Origin of the sequence: Mycolicibacterium sp. TUM20985 (assembly GCF_030295745.1) — a bacterium.
In the GTDB taxonomy this organism is placed as follows: Bacteria; Actinomycetota; Actinomycetes; order Mycobacteriales; family Mycobacteriaceae; genus Mycobacterium.
The window spans coordinates 3,453,063-3,468,508 of the sequence record NZ_AP027291.1 but is presented as its reverse complement, the minus strand read 5'-3'; the positions used below and the strand labels follow the sequence as shown (position 1 = coordinate 3,468,508).

Below are 15,446 nucleotides of genomic sequence, written 5' to 3'. Positions count from 1 at the left end.
ATGGTCGTGGCAACGAAGGGGAGTAGCCCCCAATCGGGTGATCGACATGCTGGTCGCGTTGGCAGTATCACGCGCGTCCCGGTCACTCGAACCGGTCCGCACCGGTGGGCGAGACCTTCGGCTCGTTGCGACCGTTTGGGTTGCCGGCCGAAGGAAGACCTCCTTCCACGGCGGCCAATGACCAAGGAGTCATGGTGCTTTCCGCTCTGCTGCTGAGCTTCGTCGTCATCTTCATTGCGGAGATGGGCGACAAGTCCCAGCTGATGGCGATGATGTTCGCGCTGCGCTACCGCTGGTGGGTGGTTCTCGGCGCCATCACCGCCGCCACCACCATCGTGCACGTCCTTTCGGTGGCGATCGGCCACTATCTCGGCGCCGCCCTGCCGACTCACCTGCTCGGCGTCATCGCGGGCGTCATGTTCGTCGTGTTCGGCTTGTGGACGCTCCGGGGTGACAGGCTCACCGACGAGGAATCCAGCCGTGCCCAGAAGGCAGCAGCACCGGCGTTCTTCGTGGTCATGTCGGCGTTCGTACTGGCCGAACTCGGCGACAAGACCATGCTCGCGACCGTCACCCTCGCTGCCGACAACGACTGGGTCGGCGTCTGGATCGGTTCCACGCTCGGCATGGTGGCCGCCGACGCGCTCGCCATCATCGTTGGTGCGGTGGCCGGAAAGCACCTGCCCGAGCGGACGATCCAGATCTCCGCGGCCGCGCTGTTCCTACTCTTCGGCGCCTACATGCTCCTGGACAGCACCTTCACCGGTGCGCCCGTTGCGCTGGTCGGCGGGGGCGCGATGGCCGCCGTCCTGGCGGTGGCCGCCATCCTGCGCGCGCTCCCGGAACGGCTGCGGCCGGCCGTCCTGCGACCCCAGCCGGCGCCTGATGCCGACGAGGCCGAATCGGTGTCGCGTCAAGCCTGACTTCGCACTGTCACGGAGTTCGGGTCTGCGGTCGGCAATGTCAGCGTGATAATCGAGACCTGCAGCGCACCAAGGGAATTGATGGTCTCGTACGGCACTGCCGAGGCGACCAGCTGTAAGGTCACCGTCTGGCCGGGCGCGAGCGTCTGAGCGACCTGCTCGAGCTTCACGGTCACGACGTGCGACTGTCCGTCCAACGTCACCGGAACCGGCGTGACGAGATTGCCGAGTACCAGCCCGGTGCTGTCGTCGACGAGTTGGGCGTACACGTGCCGGCTGGTGCCGAGACCCGTGTAGGTGAACGTCAACTCGGGGGCGCCGACGACGTACGTCGTCGCGGTCGGGGCCGGGATGGTGAGGTTGTACGCGTTGAATGCGGCGGCGCCCGACGGGAGTCCCAGCAGCGCGCCGAGCGGCCCCGTGAGGAACACGCCGAGCTGTGGACCCGAACCACCGATGAACGGGACGAGCGGCAAGACGCCGCCCGCCGTGGACGTCGCCACCAACGGGCTGCCCGGCGTCACGGGGTAGCCATCCGACGACAGCTGGGTGCCATGCTGGTCGACCCATTCGAACGCGGGACCGGTGCTCACCGAGGCGTCCTGTTTGACGTAGTGGGCCAGCCAGGTCAGCGTGCTCTGTTGCACCAGCACGCCGTCGTTGACGCTGCTGACACACGTGCCGTGCCCGCCGCAGAACCACACCACCTTGGTGTCGACGTGGTTGGCCAGCAACGCCTTTGCGTTCGCGTCGGCCTCAGCCAGCGTGAACAGCGTGTCGACGGTGCCCTGGATCAGCAGCGTGGGCGCGGTGATCTGCCCAACCAGATCGCCCGGGCCGCGGTCGTCGAGCAGGGTCTGATTCTCGGGGGTCACCAGGCCGGTCAGCGCGCCAAAGATGGCAGCGGGGTACAGCGCGGGATTCGGCCGGGCGAAGGTGCCGGCCAACGCGGCCACGAGCAAGGTGCCCCAGCTCGACTTGAACGACTCGTTCTTGTACAGCGAGCTGTTGAGGCTGTTCCAGGCGATGGTCGGCACGATGGCGTCGATGCGGTGGTCGATGGCCGCGGTGACCAACTGGATGCCGCCGCCATATGAGGCGCCGACCATCCCCAGTCGCGGGTCGAGCGCGGCCGGGTCCTCGGGATGGTCGAGCTGAACCTCGGGCAGGGTGGCCAACCAGCTGATGATCGCCGAGACGTCCCTGGCTTCGAAGTCCGGCGAGTCGATCTCCAACTGGCCACCAGAACTCCACTCCCCGCGGGGATCCCAGGTGACGACGTTGTACCCGGCATTGCGCAGCGCGCCGATGCCGATCACGTCGTTCGGCAGGAACTCGTCCTTCTCGGAGAGGTAGTTCGTCGACCCGGGCAGGGCCAGCCCGGGCCCGTCGAGAACCGTGGGGGCCCGGACGCCCGATACGAGCCCGGCTGCGGGGAAGAAGTGGACGTAGATCTGCGCGCCATCGAACGACACCACCTTGACGTCGCGCGGCACCGGTGTCCCGGGCGCCAGACCCCACTGCACCGGGTAGCCGAGATACGGGTGGAGGACGTCGCCGATCAAGGGGATCTGGTGGATGATCGCGACGATCGGCGTCAGCAGCAGTGGTCCGATCACCGGCAATCGTTGCAATATCTCGAGCGGTGCCGTTTGGGTGATCGCCACGACGGGCACCGGGCTGACGGGTTGGACCAGCGAGTTGCCCACCGGAGTGACCGCGGCACTGGGGGCCGGCGAGCTGCCGAAGGGCTCGCGACGGGTCGCCGCCAGCAGCGTCCACGCCAACGGCGATTCCGCGGGCGCGATCGGCGTATCGCCGGTCACCGAACTCGGCTGTGGGGCAATGACACTCGTGACGGCAGTCGTCGTGACGTCGGCGAGGTTCCGGCTCTCCTGTGCCGGGGGCGTCGGGGTCGTGGGGGCCGTCGGGGTCGCAGCGGCTTCCGTCGACGCTTCGGCGGCGGGCGCGGTCGAGGAGCGGGTGACCTGGTCTTGGTCCTTCTCCCGATCCGTGACCACCGTCATGGCCCGCACCGACGGCTCCCGCGACGTCTGCCCCGACCGCCGATGGCCTTTCACCAGGCTGCCGGACGGCCGCTCGTGATCGGCTCGATCATCATCGTTCCGCGACGGCGCCGGCTCGTCCGTCGAGGTATCGGGTTCCGGCGTCGTCTTCGCGTCAGTGCCTGAGGATTCGGTCGACGGCCCGCTCGACGTCGAGGTCGAGGCAGGCCCGGCGGTCGCGCCGCTCGACGTGGTAGAGCCGTCGGGTTCGGCCGATGCGACGGCTTGGCCGGTGAATACCGCCGCGCCGATGCCGAGTGCTACTGCCAGTCCACCGATTCGCCCCACATACGCCCCCGCACCCATGCCTATCTACATACCGTGGCCATCGCCGTGGCACGGGCGTTTATCAGAATTCGATCCGCGAACCCATGACCACCGTCCGGTCGTGGGGCAGGTGGAAGAAGTCCGTGGCGTCCGACGCTAGGTAGGAGGTGGCGATGAACAGGCGCTTGCGCCACGGTGGCATGGTCGGCTCCGGTCCCGCGGCGAGTTCCAACTTCGAGAGGAAGTAGGAGGCCTGGTCGACGTCGATCGTCCCCTCCGTTTGTTCCGGGTCGAGCATGCGCAGCGCGGCGGGAACGTCCGAGGGCTCCATGTAGCCGAATCGTGCTGTCACGTGAATGATTCCGTCATGGGAGTAGCCGAGCGCATCGACCTCCAGCCGCTCGTCCGGCGGTACGCGCGGCACGGGCTCCGTCTCGATGGTGATGATCACCACGTGCTCGTGGCGGACGTGACTGTGTTCGACGTTGGCGCGCATCGCCAGCGGTGCAGTCTCCTTGCCGCGGTTGAGGAACACCGCGGTGCCTGGCACTCGGGTCAGTGGCGGCTCGTATCGGTCGAGCCCGTCGACGAACTCGCGCAGCGGCCCCTCCAGTTTTCCGCGGGCGTTGGTGACCAACATGCGGCCGCGCTCCCACGTCATCATGACCGTCCACGCCGAGACGGCGATCAACAGCGGCAGCCACGCACCGTGGACCAGCTTCGTCAGGTTGGCCGACAGGAAGAGCAGGTCGACGAACAGCAGAGCCCCACCGCCGGTCAACACCATCCACAGCGGCGTCCGCCATCGCGTCCTGGCGAGGTAGAAGAACAGCAACGTGACGATCGTGATGGTGCCGATGACCGCCATGCCGTAGGCATAGGCGAGCTTGTCCGAACTCTCGAAGGCGAACACCAGGATCAGCACGGACACCATCAGCATCCAGTTGATCGCCGGAACGTACACCTGTCCGTACGCCGATGCCGAGGTGTGGACGATGCGCAACCGCGGCAGGAGTCCGAGCTTGGCAGCCTGCGCAGCGACGGAGAACGCGCCGGTGATCACCGCTTGCGACGCAATGATGGTCGCCGCGGTGGCGAGAAGCACCATGGGGAGTCGGGCCCAACTTGGGATGAGCAGGAAGAACGGCGCGCTGACCGAACTTTCGTCACCGAGAAGCAGGGCGCCCTGCCCGAAGTAGTTCAGGACGCACGCGGGCAGAACGGCGAACAACCACGCCAGGGTGATCGGCCGTCGACCGAAATGTCCCATGTCGGCGTAGAGCGCCTCGGCACCGGTGACGGCGAGGACCACGGCGGCCAGCGCGAAGAAGGCAATGTGGAAGTGGCCGACCATGAATGACAGCGCATAGGTGGGCGACAACGCCTTGAGGATCTCCGGGTGACCGATGATGCCCTTGATGCCGCATGCCCCGATCGCGAGGAACCATACGGCCATCACCGGACCGAAGAACCGGCCGACCTTGGCCGTGCCGTGGCGCTGCACCGTGAACAGCGCCACGATGATCACCGCGGTGATCGGGACGATCCACTCCTCGAGGTCCGCAGTGATGACCTTGACGCCCTCGATCGACGACAGCACCGAGATGGCGGGGGTGATCATGCTGTCGCCGAAGAACAGCGAGGCGCCGAACAGACCCAACCCGGCCAGGATTGCGGCGGTGCGCCGACCGCGGGTCGCCGAGCCGTGTTTGAGCATCGTGATGAGCGCCATGATGCCGCCCTCACCGTCGTTGTCGGCGCGCATCACCAGCGTGATGTAGGTCAGCGTGACGATGATCATCACCGACCAGAAGATCAGGGACACAACGCCGTACACGTTGTTGGTGCTGATCGGTACCGGGTGCGGGTCGGTCGGGCTGAACAGCGTCTGAAGGGTATAGATCGGGCTGGTGCCGATGTCACCGAACACGACGCCGAGGGCACCCAGGACGAGGGCGGCTCGGAACGGCGGGGTGTGGCCGGCCCCGGGCGGCGACGTCGTGGACTCCAGTTTGGTCTGCACCGCGATGTCCTTGCTGCTGTCGGAATCGGCAAACGTCGATCGTAGACCCGCCCCCGGGGCGGCGACCTCCATTCACGCCGAGTCGATGTCTGGTCAACGACCGACTTACCGGCGACGGTGAGGGGGTGACACGACCGATCGGAGGAGAGACGCACGGCGTCTGGGGCGCCATGTCGGCGCGTGAACGCAGTCGGATGCCCTCCGCTGGGCGTGAACTCACACCTCCGCGACGGCGCCCCCCGCCGTCACCGGGTGCCGCAGACCGAGGTGGTCGCGCAGGGTGGTGCCCTCGTAGTCGGCCCGGAACACCCCCCGTTCCTGAAGCAACGGCACGACCTGGTCGACGAAGGCGTCCAGCCCGCCCGGCGTGACATGGGGGACGAGGATGAATCCGTCACTGGCGTCGGCCTGGACCAGACGGTTGATCGTGTCGGCGACCGTGTCCGCCGACCCGACGAAGTTCTGCCGCCCGGTGACTTCGACGATGAGCTCACGGGACGTCAGGTTCTCGGCCTCCGCCCGCGCGCGCCAGGCGTTCGCGGTGGCGACCGGATCGCGGTGCATCCGCACGCTCGCCCGGCCGCGGGCGATGGTGTTCTCCCCGACGATCGGATCGATAGTCGGCAACGGCCCGTCGGGATCATGGTCGGACAGGTCGCGGTTCCACAGCTGCTCGAGGAACCTGATCGCCGTCTGCGGGGAGACCTGTGCAAGGCGTACGTCGTGAGCGATCTCGGCCGCTTCGGTATCCGTGTCGCCGAGGACGAACGTCGCGGCGGGCAGGATGAGGAGTTGATCGCGCTTGCGGCCGTACTTCGGCAGCCGGTCCTTCACGTCGGCGTAGAAGGCCTGTCCGTCCTCCAGCGTGCCGTGCCGGGAGAAGATGGCATCGGCTGCGACAGCGGCGAATTCGCGTCCGCGGCCGGAGTCGCCGGCCTGGAAGATGACCGGTCTGCCCTGCGGGCTTCGCGGTACGTTGAACCGCCCGGCGATGTCGAAGTGCGCGCTCGAGTAGGTGAACGCGCCGGCAGTCGGATCGGAGAGGAAGACGCCGCTGTCCTTGTCCGCGACGACCTCGTCTCCCCGCCACGCGTCGAAGAGGGTGTTCGCGGCCTCGAGGAAGCTCTCGGCGCGCCCGTACCGCTGATCTTCGGCCAGGAATCCGCCGCGGCGGAAGTTCTCGCCGGTGAAGGCATCCCACGACGTCACCACGTTCCACGCCGCACGGCCGTCGGATAGGTGGTCGAGTGACGCGAACTGCCGGGCGACCTCATAGGGTTCGTTGAACGTCGAGTTGATCGTGCCGGTGAGACCGAGACGATCCGTCACCGCGGCGAGCGCAGCCAGCACCGTGAAGGTGTCGGGGCGACCGACGACGTCGAGGTCGTAGATCTCGCCACCCTGCTCGCGTAGGCGCAGTCCCTCGGCGAGGAACATGAAGTCGAACTTTCCGCGCTCCGCGGTCTGGGCGAAGTGGACGAACGAACTGAAGTCGATGTGACTGCCGGATTCCGGGTCACTCCACACCGTGGTGTTGTTGACGCCGGGGAAGTGGGCGGCGAGGTGAATCTGCTTGAGTGCCTTGGTCATGCGTGGTCCTGGGCGGTCGAGTAGCGGTTGGCGGGTCGGGGCAGGTCCAGCGTCTCGCGCAGGGTGCTCCCCGGGTAGGCGGTCCGGAACAGGCCGCGGGACTGTAGTTCAGGAACGAGCGCGTTGGTGACCTGGCGAAGGTCGTGCGGCAGCGTCGCGGGGCGCAGGCGGAAACCGTCGGCTCCCGCCTCGTGCCATTGCTGCAACAGGTCGGCGAGTTCCGTCGGGGTACCGGCGAAGATCTCTGCGTCGCTGCGGTATTCACGTCCCGCGACGTGATCGAGACGTTCGCGGCGTCGGGTCGCGGCCTCGGCAGTGTCGTCGAGGAACACCACCAGATCGGCGAACACCCGGACCGGTGCCGGGTCTCGACGGTGCGCGGCGATGGCCTGGACGAGCGTCGTCACCTCGGCGGGGTCATGAGGGGTGACGAAGCCGACGTCGGCGGCATCGGCGATGAGTTCGTATACCGGCTGGGCATGGCCGAGCGCGGCGACGACCGGTTGTCCCTGCGGGGGCCGCGGTGTGATGGACGGGCCCTTGACCGAGAACCGCGACCCTTCGAAGTCGATGTAGTGCAATTTCTTCCGATCGACGAATCGCCCGGTGGTGATGTCGCGGATCTCTGCGCCGTCCTCCCAGCTGTCCCACAACCGGCGGACGACCTCGACGTAGTCGGCCGCTTCGCCCATGAGGTCGTCGGCGTCCGACGGGTCGGACATGTTGCGCCTGCCAAAGTTGCGGGCAGCGTCCTCACGCGCGGTCACCTGCACGCGGACGCCGGCCCGGGCCGAGCTGACGTAGTCGAGGGTCGCGATGGCCTTCGACACGTGGAAGGGCTCGGTGTGGGTGGCGATGACCGTCGGGATCAGGCCGACGTGACGGGTTCGGGGGGCCACCCGCGACGCGATGAGCGTGGCATCGAGTCGGCCTCGGACCCGGTCGGTGCGATCGTCGGGGTGGAAGGGGTGTTCGGACTGCAGTGTCAGACCGTCTTCGATGGTCACGAAGTCCACCAGGCCCCGCTCGGCTTCGACGACCAGGTCGGTCCAGTAGCCGGCCGTCAACAGGTCGGCGGGGCGCGCCTCGGGTTCACGCCACGACGCGGGGTGCCACCCCGTCCCGTCCAGCGCGATGGCGAGATGAAGTCGATCGGAGCTACCGGGCACGGACGGTCTCACTTTCGTTCACGGTCACCACGACAACGTCGCGCTTCATCCGGGTCATTCCTGCCGGGCCCGTCAATGATCGGCGTTCAGCCTCGTCGGTCACCACGCATCGGCGCATCCGTGCAGGTCATGCCTCCAGTGTCCGGTTCCGTCTGGCGCATCCGAAGAGATCGGCGCATGGTGATGCCAATGACCGAGCGCGTACCGGTGCTGATGATCGTGCACGCCCACCCCGACGACGAGTCCAGTCAGACCGGTGGCACCCTGGCGCGCTACGCGGCCGCGGGGTGCCACACCGTCCTGGTGACCTGTACCGACGGCGCCAGGGGCGACGCCGGTGACACCGGGGCGAAACCCGGCGACGACGGACACGATCCGCGTCGGGTGGCGGCGCACCGCTCGGGGGAGCTGGCCGCGGCTGCCACCGCGCTGGGGGTAGGTGAGGTCGTGGAGCTCGGCTACCCGGATTCGGGGCTGCCCGCCGACGATGAACGGGTCGCGGCGGACGCCTTCAGCGTGCGCCCGTCAGGGCCAATGATGACGCGCGTGGTCGAGCTCATCCGCCGCTATGAGCCGGACGTGCTGGTGACCTACCCGCCCAACGGGCTGTCCGGACATCCGGACCACATCCGCACACACGAACTCGTCGCCGCGGCGCACGGTGCCATCGCGAATGACGCACGGGGCGGCCACGTTCCACGGCTCTACTACATCGCGATGTCGTTCAGCCGGCTGCGGGCGGTGCAGTCCGACGTGCGAGGCGCCTTCGGTGCCGACGCCTGGGTGCCACCCGACGAACTCGGCGTCGACGACTCCGAGGTCACCACAGTCATCGACGTGGGGGCGTTCTGGGCTCAAAAGCTGGCGGCACTGGCGGCGCATGCCAGCCAATCCGATGCCGCGGTGATGCTGCGGCTGTTTACGATGGCCGGTGAATCGGCGAAATCCGTTGCGCGGGTAGAGGAATACGTGCGGGCGTATCCACCCGTCGGCACTCCGGTGGGTGAGATCGAGCGGGACTTCTTCGGCGCGACGGCCTCAGCCTGATGACGGCAGTCTCAGAGGCTGCCCAGGTCGTCGGGCACGTCGACGGCGTGCTGTCGCAGCACCTCCAGGGCCACGACGTCCAGTGTGCGTTCGTGGCTGGCGGCCAGCACCACCGGGGCGGCATACCCATCCTGTTGTGCGCGTAGCCAATTCACGGCAGTGACGCACCAGCGGTCGCCGGGCACCAGGCCAGGGAACCGGTACTGCGGCATCGGCGTCGACAAGTCGTTCCCGATGCTGCGCTGGTGCTCGAGGAACTCGGTAGTGACGACCGCACAGATCGTGTGAAGCCCGACGTCCTCGGCACCAGTCGAGCAGCAGCCGTCCCGATGGAACCCCGTCATCGGCTCCGTACCACAGGGATCGAGCGGTCCACCGAGCACGTTGAGATCAGCCATGTCGACAGTATCCCTCGCCATGGCCCGGCTAGCAGCGGTAGACGCGTTCCGCGTTGGCGGCGAGGACCTTGTCACGGGCGACGGCGTCGAGGCCCGCGGTGATGGTCGAGAAGGTGGTGAGCAGCTGGTCGAGGGTGCCGTGCATCCCGTCGACGGGGAAGTTGCTCCCGAACATGCAGCGGTCGACGCCGAAGGCGTCGATGGCGTATTCGAGCCAGGGCGCCTGCGCCTCGACCGCCATCGATGCGAGCGGCATCGCCAGACCGGAGAGCTTGCAGAAGACGTTGTCGCCGAGACCCGCCAACGCGTCGATGCCCTCGGCCCAGAGGGTGCGCTCGGCGTCCGAACCATTGCGGGGCCAGCCCACGTGCTCGATGACCACGACCAGGTCACCGTGCGCCTCCAGAGCCCCGGCGATGTCCACCAGTTGATCGGGATGTGACATCACCTCGAACAGCAGGGCCCTTTCGGCAAGGGCGCGAAGCACTTCCGGCTGCGGAAGGGATCCCTCGACCGCTCCCATCGGGCGCACGCCGCGGAACCGCGATGCCGCCAGCTGGGCGTCCAGGGCGGCCACTGCATCGGCGACCGAATCGGTGGGCGGCAGCCCTCCGATGATCGCGTCCGGATGACCGTCGGTATTCGCTCGCCGATCGAGCTCGAGGGTTTCGGCGATCGAGTGCCCCCCGGTGGCTGCAGCGACGTTGACCAGCTTCTCGACGTTCCAGCCGGTGGACTCGGCCATGTAGGTCGCGGCGTCGAAGCGGCGGCTCATCCCCGTGACGTCACCCATGTCGAGTTGCGCCTGCCCCGTCGAGAGATAGGGGTACCAATCGGTGCGTGCCGGATCCCACAGGTGGACGTGGGTATCGACGATTCGGGTCGGCCTTGCCGCGGGAGTCGTCACCGCGGTGCCACGATCTCTCGAAGCACGTCGTCGAACCAGCCAGGCACGGCGGGCCCGCCGAAGCTGATGCTGCCGATGGGGCGCGGGTGGCTACGCAGGCCGAACCAGCTCGTCTGCGAGGCCAATTCGGCGCCCGCCAGGCTGACGGCCTCGGGGCTACAGGCCAAGTGCGCGGCGAATCGCGCCGGGACGTCCTCGGATTCCGCGCTGATCGCGAACGCCCACACGAGGTCGCCGGTGGCGGCCCGGCCGGCTCGAGCGAGTTGCGCGGCGGCCTGAGCCCGGGTGCGGCCGCCTGCGGTGGTGGCCGCGGTGACGGTCACCAGGCGAATGGGACGTTGCTCGTCCACGGCGAGGTCGGCGACGGCTCTCGCCCATCGGGCGTCGGCGTGGATCTGCTCGGCGATGTCGGCGTGCTCGTCGAGGATGCGTTGCCACGCTGACGTCGCCGCCTCGGTCTCGTCTGCGCCGGCCATGGCGACCACGACGGCGTCGAGAGCGTCGAGGGAGGCCAGCGCCGTGGGGGAGTCGATCGCATGCGATGCCACGCCCCAGGCAGCGAGCGCGTCGGCCAGTGCCGTCGCCACCAGGGGCCGGTCGGTCACGACCGCGCACGATCGCACGGGGCTGGTGGGAAGGCCGTCGGCCGACGGCGCCTCGAACAGCGCGCCGAAGCGCGCGTTGCTACCGCCCCCGCTGACCTGGCGAGTCTGGGCCGGAGCCAGGGCGATGGTGGTCGCCGCCTCGACGAGACACGCGGCTGACGGCACGCCCTCGCTGCGCACCACCTCGATCAGGCGTGGCTCGTCGATCACCGCGATCTCGGATCCGGCGGCGAACAGCACGCGGCCGTGACACGCGGCGAAGGTGCCGTCCACCAGGTGAGCGCCCAGCGGTCCGAGTTGCTCGGGCGCGGGCATCGAGCCCAGGGACAGTCCGCCGGTGGCGGCACCGCTCGCTGGCCGTGAATTACCCAGCGCGGCAGTGACCATGCGGGTGGCGGCGATCGGGGAGATGGCGTTGACCACGACCCCCTCCGGCGCGTGCCGACCCAGCTGCCAGGTGAGCGCAGCGACGGCACGTTTGGCGCAACCGTAGGCGCCGGCGTCGGCCGGCCGCCAGCCAGACCCGGAGGTGACACCGAGGACATGCCCGCGTCCCGCCGCCGCCATCAGAGGGAGGGCAGCTCCGAGGACGTTGCGGTACCCGTCGAGGTGCACCGACAGCACGCTGCGCCAATCTTCGGCGCTCCCCGTGGCGAAGCCGGTGGGACGGCTGATGCCCGCGACGTTGACGACGGCGTCGAGCCCGCCGAACTCTTCGGCGAGCTCGTGGAACAGCCGGCGGATCCCGGATTCGTCGGTCACGGACACTCCGGACGCCCGCGCCGTACCGCCTGACGCGACGATGCGACCCGCCGTGGTCTCTTCGGGCGGGGGGAGCCGTTCGGAACCGTCGATGGAGACCAGCGGATCCACTGTGACGACGAAAGCGCCTGCCCGACCTAGCGATTCGGCAATGGCGGCACCGATCCCGCCGCCCCCGCCGGTGACGACGACCACCCGCTGACGCTCGGTCACGCCAGGTCCAGTCCGGCGAGGTCGCCAGCGGCGAGCCACTTCTCGAGCAGTTCACGGTAGGCGAAGTAGTCACCGAACCCCCGGCCGAAGTTGGTGTCACGTGCCCTGATGCCGCCCGGGTTGCCCTCGTTGTTGATGCGCGACGGCGTGCAGGCGGACATCACCGCGCTGGGATCGACGTAGGTCTCGACGATGCGCTGGATCCACTCGGCCTCCGCCTGGGCGCCCACGTCGAACACCGCGCCCCGCTCCTCGAGCAGTTGCACTGTCCCGGCGATGAATTCGGCGCCCAGGACGGCGATCTGGGTGTAGTTGACGGTGACGACGGCTTGCTGGCCGGGTGCAGGCATCACGAACATGTTCGGGAAGCCGCGGCTCATCATTCCGAAGAGGCTTGCGGCACCGTCTCCCCACTTCTCGGCGAGCGAGACGCCACCGCGGCCGACGATGTCGTGGCCGACCCGGCGCTGCAGTGGCGTCAGCTCGGCCTCGAAGCCGGTGCCGTAGACGATGCAGTCGACGTCGTACTGCCGGCCGCCGGCTACCGGGCCTCGCTCGGTGATGCCCTCGATACCCTCCGGGCAGTCGACCAGGTTGACGTTGTCGCAGTTGTACGCGCCGAAGTACTCGTCGTGGAAACACGGTCGCTTGCAGAGGTACCGGTAGTAGGGCTTGAGCACGGCCGCGACAGCGGGGTCGTCGACCAGCTGGTCGACCCGGCGACGGTGCTCCTCCATGATCCCGTAGTCGAGTTCCTCAGCGGCGCACATGAATTCCTCGACGCTTGCACCCTTGATCCGCGGCGGATTCTGGACCGCGGCGTAGTGATGCGTCCAACCGTCGTCGGTCAGGTCCGCCTCAACGGGTCGGCCCAGCATGATCGACTGGAAGTTGTCCATCCGGTTCTTCTGCCAGCCCGGCTCGAGCCCGTCGGCGAACGCCGGATCGGTGGGACGGTTTTCCCGCACGCCGATCGCCGACGGCGTGCGCTGAAACACGTACACGTGTTTGGCGGCCGCGACGAGCGGTGGCAGGCACTGCAACCCGCTTGCCCCCGTCCCGACCAGCGCGACGGTCTTGTCGCCGAGGTCGGTGAGCGGCTCACCGGGACCGCCGCCGGTGTAGCCGTAGTCCCACCGCGCCGTGTGGAAGGCACGACCCCCGAAGGTGTCCATGCCCGGAATCGCCGGCAATTTCAAGAGGTTGAGTATCCCGACCGCCAAGACGTAGTAGCGGCAGGACAACTCGTCACCCCGATCGGTGCGAACCGTCCATCGGCCCACGCCGTCGTCCCACGTCGAGTGGGTGACACCGGTATGGAACAAGGCGTCGCCTACCAGGTCGAAACGCTCGGCGACGGAGTCAAGGTGTTGCCGGATCTCCTCGCCGAAGGCATACCGGCGCGACGGGATGTAGCCGAGTTCCTCCAGCATCGGAAGGTATTGGTAGGACTCGACATCGCACATCACACCGGGGTAGCGATTCCAGTACCAGGTGCCTCCCATGCCACCTGCCGCATCGACGATGCGGATGCGCTCGACCCCCGCCTTGCGGAGGTGCGCCCCTGCCAGAATGCCCGCGATGCCACCGCCGACGATCACGACGTCGGGGTCGTCGGTGATGGCCTCGCGGTGGGCGTACGGAGTGAAGGGATCGGCGAGATAGCCGGAGACGTACTCGTCGTGGGTGAGATCGCGGATCGCCGCGCGCCCCGGTACGAGGCGCCGGTCGCGCTCCGCGAGATACTTGGCGTGCACGGCATCGGGATCGAAGGCCATGATCGTCCCTTCCGCCGGCGTCAAGGCTGATGTTACAAAAACTCTCGTTGGTGTCAACCAGCGTGTCACCTGGCGGACGTGGTCTGGCGCTGTTGCTGATGCGGATCATGTTTCTGGTCAACGACTTTGGGGCTTGGGTAGCACTGGTGGCCGAACGGGCTCCGGAAACACTATTTTTACGAAGATAGCAGCTGGCCGAGGTCGTGCCCGTTGAATAGCATGAAGTACCGACGAATCTGGTCTCCCGACAGTGGGTTATCCACAGTTGGCGTTTCATCCCCAAGGCGGGGTTCTCGCTCGCAGTTTCGACGATTTCGGTCGGAGCCGGTCCCTAGATTCGAATGCATGTTCGATTCGTTGGTGGCGGCGACGGCTGGTGTGTATGGCACCGGTGCGGTGGGTGCGTGGGCGCGGGTGGAGTCCGCGGCATGCGCTCGTCGGTTGGCGGCCATGGTCACGGTCCTGGAGGCCGCGTACGCACTCGACGGGTCCGCGGACCGCGACCAGTGGTGCCACGACAACTGGGACGCCGTCTGCGACCAGGTCGGTGCGGCGCAGCGGATGAGCGGTAGGTCGGTGTCGAATCTGTTGCTGACGGCGGTGGCGTTGAAGGAACGGTTCCCGAAGGTCGCCGCGGTGTTCGCCGCCGGGTTGCTGACCTTGGCGCAGGTCCGGCTGATCGTGACCCGCTCGGCCGCGGTGACCGACCCCGACGCCCTCGCCCAACTGGACGAGGCACTGGCGGATGCGGTGGTGTCCTGGGAGCCGATGTCGCTTGATCGGACCGAGGGGACCATCGATGACTTCATCGCCCGGTTCGACCCGTTGGCGTTGCACCGCGTCCAGACCCGCGCGCGGGGCCGCAGCGTGGACATCGACGTCGACGACGGTAGTGGGATGGCGCAGTTGTTCGCGACGCTGTTCGTCCCGGATGCCGAAGCGTTCGGCGGCCGGTTGGAGGCGATGGCCGATACGGTGTGTCGGCATGATCCGCGGACGCGGGATCAGCTCCGCTCCGATGCGATCGGCGCTTTGGGCCGCGACCAGGACCGCCTGCCCTGCCTGTGCGGTAGGGAGGACTGCACCGCCGCGCAGAACCCACCCGCCAGCGGTGTGGTCGTCTACGTCATCGCGCACCAGGACAGCCTCGGCGACCCCGCCCAGGATCCCCCACCGCCGCCTCCTGATGGGCCCCGCCCCGATGCCCCCGACGATCTCGATAGCGCCGGTGATAGCGACCTTGAGAACGGCACCTCGGACCTTCCCGAGACGCCGCCCACATCCGATACGACCGACGATCTCGATAGCGCCGGTGATAGCGCGCCTGCCGAGGAACACCCAGGTCTCGACGGGCTCGTGCCGCCGGTGTTCATCCGCCCACCCGAGGGCCGCCCACTCACCGACGGCCTCATCCCGCGCACACCGGGCTTCCTGAGCTAGGTCCGGCCCGCCGTCACCACCCGCGGTCGGTTCCTGCCGGGGCCGGTGTTCCGACGCGTCATGCTCAACGCCGCCATCTCCCGGATCTTCCATCCCGGCCAGGCCCCACCCGAACCGCGGTATCGGCCGTCGAAGAAGTTGGCGGACTTCGTCCGCTGCCGCGATCTGACGTGTCGGTTCCCGGGCTGCCACGAACCGTCCACCAATTGCGATGTGGACCATACGATTCCGTGGCCCTACGGTCCGACCCAAGCCGCC

General features: G+C 68.0%; 11 protein-coding genes. 3 read left to right on the top strand and 8 right to left on the bottom strand.

Going from position 1 to position 15,446, the window contains the following annotated elements; translation table 11 throughout:
• The first annotated feature begins 194 nt into the window (after window positions 1–194).
• On the top strand, window positions 195–923 hold the full coding sequence (locus QUE68_RS16955; protein WP_286275854.1) for a TMEM165/GDT1 family protein: 729 nt from the start codon (window positions 195–197) through the stop codon (window positions 921–923).
• Here QUE68_RS16955 and QUE68_RS16950 read toward each other — a convergent pair.
• The 4 genes from QUE68_RS16950 to QUE68_RS16935 all read right to left on the bottom strand — a co-directional run bounded on the left by QUE68_RS16950 (window position 914) and on the right by QUE68_RS16935 (window position 8,038).
• Complete coding sequence (locus QUE68_RS16950; RefSeq protein ID WP_286274170.1) at window positions 914–3,295, bottom strand: S15 peptidase family protein; 2,382 nt, start codon at window positions 3,293–3,295, stop codon at window positions 914–916. The genes QUE68_RS16955 and QUE68_RS16950 overlap by 10 nt on opposite strands.
• A gap of 43 nt (window positions 3,296–3,338) precedes the next feature.
• Window positions 3,339–5,351 carry a potassium transporter Kup gene (locus QUE68_RS16945; RefSeq protein WP_284235749.1) on the bottom strand — a complete coding sequence of 671 codons (2,013 nt, stop codon included), beginning with the start codon at window positions 5,349–5,351 and terminating at the stop codon, window positions 3,339–3,341.
• 144 nt (window positions 5,352–5,495) lie between these two features.
• On the bottom strand, window positions 5,496–6,869 hold the full coding sequence (locus QUE68_RS16940) for an NtaA/DmoA family FMN-dependent monooxygenase (protein ID WP_284235750.1): 1,374 nt from the start codon (window positions 6,867–6,869) through the stop codon (window positions 5,496–5,498).
• A complete protein-coding gene (locus tag QUE68_RS16935) occupies window positions 6,866–8,038 on the bottom strand; it encodes an LLM class flavin-dependent oxidoreductase (protein ID WP_284235751.1) in 1,173 nt (390 codons plus the stop codon). The genes QUE68_RS16940 and QUE68_RS16935 overlap by 4 nt, the downstream gene beginning before the upstream one ends.
• A 189-nt stretch (window positions 8,039–8,227) precedes the next feature.
• On the opposite strand from QUE68_RS16935, the gene QUE68_RS16930 reads away from it, so the two are divergent.
• On the top strand, window positions 8,228–9,085 hold the full coding sequence (locus QUE68_RS16930) for a PIG-L deacetylase family protein (protein WP_284235752.1): 858 nt from the start codon (window positions 8,228–8,230) through the stop codon (window positions 9,083–9,085).
• 11 nt (window positions 9,086–9,096) lie between these two features.
• Here QUE68_RS16930 and QUE68_RS16925 read toward each other — a convergent pair whose 3' ends face one another.
• From QUE68_RS16925 to QUE68_RS16910, 4 genes are read right to left on the bottom strand one after another with little or no spacing between them, the layout of a single operon-like run.
• On the bottom strand, window positions 9,097–9,483 hold the full coding sequence (locus tag QUE68_RS16925) for a DUF2237 family protein (protein ID WP_284227245.1): 387 nt from the start codon (window positions 9,481–9,483) through the stop codon (window positions 9,097–9,099).
• A 28-nt stretch (window positions 9,484–9,511) separates the two neighbouring features.
• Window positions 9,512–10,390: an amidohydrolase family protein gene (locus QUE68_RS16920; RefSeq protein WP_286274169.1), complete on the bottom strand. Its 879-nt coding sequence runs from the start codon at window positions 10,388–10,390 to the stop codon at window positions 9,512–9,514.
• Window positions 10,387–11,970: an SDR family NAD(P)-dependent oxidoreductase gene (locus QUE68_RS16915; RefSeq protein WP_284235754.1), complete on the bottom strand. Its 1,584-nt coding sequence runs from the start codon at window positions 11,968–11,970 to the stop codon at window positions 10,387–10,389. The genes QUE68_RS16920 and QUE68_RS16915 overlap by 4 nt, the downstream gene beginning before the upstream one ends.
• The gene (locus tag QUE68_RS16910; protein ID WP_284235756.1) at window positions 11,967–13,748 is read right to left on the bottom strand and encodes a flavin-containing monooxygenase; all 1,782 of its coding nucleotides are present in this window, start codon (window positions 13,746–13,748) and stop codon (window positions 11,967–11,969) included. The genes QUE68_RS16915 and QUE68_RS16910 overlap by 4 nt, the downstream gene beginning before the upstream one ends.
• A gap of 345 nt (window positions 13,749–14,093) precedes the next feature.
• Between QUE68_RS16910 and QUE68_RS16905 the strand changes: the two genes are divergently transcribed.
• Window positions 14,094–15,188: a DUF222 domain-containing protein gene (locus tag QUE68_RS16905; RefSeq protein WP_286274168.1), complete on the top strand. Its 1,095-nt coding sequence runs from the start codon at window positions 14,094–14,096 to the stop codon at window positions 15,186–15,188.
• Window positions 15,189–15,446: the final 258 nt, after the last annotated feature.